The sequence below is a fragment of the Dyella sedimenti genome (genome assembly GCF_022760995.1).
GTDB classification, from domain to species: Bacteria; Pseudomonadota; Gammaproteobacteria; order Xanthomonadales; family Rhodanobacteraceae; genus Dyella; species Dyella sedimenti.
The window spans coordinates 1-714 of sequence record NZ_JAKWJO010000021.1; the positions used below are offsets into that span (position 1 = coordinate 1).

At 73.8% G+C, this 714-nt stretch carries 1 protein-coding gene; it reads left to right on the forward strand.

Features of this window, described 5'->3' with window-relative positions:
- Positions 1-97: 97 nt before the first annotated feature.
- Positions 98-714: type II secretion system protein GspM (gspM, locus tag MJ605_RS19225; RefSeq protein WP_243043156.1), on the forward strand; the 617-nt coding region annotated here is incomplete at its 3' end.

The following is a 714-nucleotide window of genomic DNA, read 5'->3' on the forward strand; positions in this document are numbered from 1 at the left end:
CCACCGGCAAGGAGCGCTTCTACATGGTGGCGCAGCTGCGCAAGCCGGCCGAGGGCAAGGCCAAGGCGGCGCCGGCCGGCAGTGTCGGAGGAGCGCCATGAAGCTGGCCACGCTCAAGCCACGCGAGAGCCGCCTGGCGGCGCTGCTGTTGCTGCTGGCGGTACTGGCAGTGGCCTACCTGGCGCTGCTGCACTGGTGGTTCGTGGCGCCGCTGCAGGCGATCGGGGCGGAGATGGCGGAGCTGCGCGACACCCACGCGCGCTACGCGGCGGCGCTCGCCGAGAAGCCGCAGCTGCAGCAGCGGCTGGCGGCGATGGGGGCGGGGCAGGCGGCCAGCCATGCGTTCCTGCCCGAGGACGACCCCAACGCGGCGGCGGCGGGGTTGATGCAGCGGGTGGTGGACGTGGTGGCAGCGCACCCGCAGGGCGGGGCGTGCGAGGTGACCCAGAAGATGCCGGTGCCCAACCCGGCGGCGGCGCCGGACGAGCCGTACCGCAAGGTGGCGGTGAGCATCAGCCTGCGCTGCGAGGTGCAGCCGCTGGCCGAGACCCTGCACGCGCTGGAGCAGGGCACGCCATACCTGTTCGTGGACGACCTGAGCCTCTACCGCAACCCGGTGGCGGCGCTGCAGCAGGCGGCGGCGCCGCTGGAAGTGCAGTTCACCCTGTCCGGCTACGTGCGCCAGCCGCGCGGCGCGGGCAATGACAGCGCCGG